2 protein-coding genes are annotated in these 1582 nt (G+C 66.1%); both read right to left on the reverse strand.

What is annotated here, in order from left to right:
• Positions 1-504: aldolase/citrate lyase family protein (locus EN853_RS32830; RefSeq protein WP_245517509.1), on the reverse strand; the 504-nt coding region annotated here is incomplete at its 3' end.
• Positions 505-514: 10 nt separating this feature from the next.
• Positions 515-1582 (reverse strand): aminotransferase class V-fold PLP-dependent enzyme (locus EN853_RS32835; protein ID WP_135856017.1); only part of this gene is annotated, 1068 nt, incomplete at its 5' end.

Consider the following 1582-nt stretch of genomic DNA (forward strand, 5'->3'; position numbering starts at 1 on the left):
AACGCCGAAATGCATCGCTTCCAGCCGGCCGGGCGTGGCGGCGATCGCCTCGACATTGGCCATGCCGAGCGCCGTCTCGATCAGCGCCTCGAGGCCGACGCGGGTCTTGAAACCCTTGGCCATCTCGATCTGGTTGACCATGGCTTCGACCATGTAGAGGTCGGCCGGCACGCCGACCTTCGGCACCAAAATGGTGTCCAGCCGGTCGCCGGCCTGTTCCATGACGTCGACCACGTCGCGGTACATGTAGTGGGTGTCGAGGCCGTTGATGCGCACCGAAACCGTCTTGCCCTTGGCGCGCCAGTCGATGTCGTTGAGCGCCTGGATGATGTTCTTGCGGGCGCGTTCCTTGTCGGGCGGCGCGACCGCGTCCTCGATGTCGAGGAAGACGAAGTCGGCGGCGCTGCTCGCCGCCTTGTCGATCATCTCCGGGCTCGACCCCGGAACCGCTAGCTCGCTGCGCTGGAGGCGGAGCTTCTTGAGGTGGTTGATGGTGTGGCTCATCGTGCGCTCCTCATGCCGCCTCGGCGACCGGCACTTCGGCCGTGCCGCGGAAATGCTCGATCGCCGCGCCGACGCCTGAACCCGGCGCCAGTTCGACGCCGCAGTCGAGCAGCGCAAGTTCGGCGGCGGCCAGCGATCCAAGCACCATCACCTCGTTCAGCCAGCCGAGATGGCCGATGCGAAACACCTTGCCGGCCACCTTGTTGAGGCCGCCGCCGAGCGAGGTGTTGTACTTCTGGTAGGCGCGCTTGACGACATCGGCGCTGTCGATGCCTTCGGGCACCAGGATGGCGCTGACCGTATCGGAGTGCCATTTGCGTTGCTTCGCACACAGCTTCAGCCCCCAGGCATCGACCGCCTTGCGCACGCCTTCGGCCAGGCGATGGTGGCGGGCGAAGATGTTGTCCAGTCCTTCCTCGGCGATCAGATCGAGCGAGGCGCGCAGGCCGCGCAGGAGCTGGGTGGCCGGCGTGTAGGGGAAGTAGCCGGTGTCGTTGACGCGGATCATGTCCTCGAAGGAGAAGTAGCAGCGCCGGTGCGTCGCGGTCCTGGACGCGGCGAGCGCCTTCTGGCTGACCGACAGGAAGCCAAGACCCGCTGGCAGCATGAAGCCCTTCTGCGAGCCGGAGACGGCACAGTCGACGCGCCATTCCTCCTGGCGGAAGTCGATCGAGCCGATCGACGACACGCCGTCGACGAAGAGCAGCGCAGGGTGGTTCGCGGCGTCGAGCGCGGCGCGGCAGCCGGCGACGTCGCTGGTGACGCCGGTCGCGGTCTCGTTCTGGGTGCAGAAGACCGCCTTGATGCGGTGGGCTTTGTCCGCATGCAGCTTCTCGGCATAAATATCCAGCGGAACCCCGGTTCCCCATTGGCAGTCGACGACGTCGACCTCGAAGCCGAGGCGCTCGGCCATGTCGACCCACAGATGCGAGAACTGGCCGAAGCGCGACATCAGCACCCGGTCGCCGGGGCTGAGCACGTTGGTCATCGCCGCTTCCCAGGCGCCGGTGCCCGACGAGGGATAGATGAAGACGCGGCCGGTCTCGTTCTTGAATACCTTCTTGATGTCCTCGAACAG

The organism is Mesorhizobium sp. M1C.F.Ca.ET.210.01.1.1 (genome assembly GCF_004791585.1).
Taxonomy (GTDB): Bacteria; Pseudomonadota; Alphaproteobacteria; order Rhizobiales; family Rhizobiaceae; genus Mesorhizobium.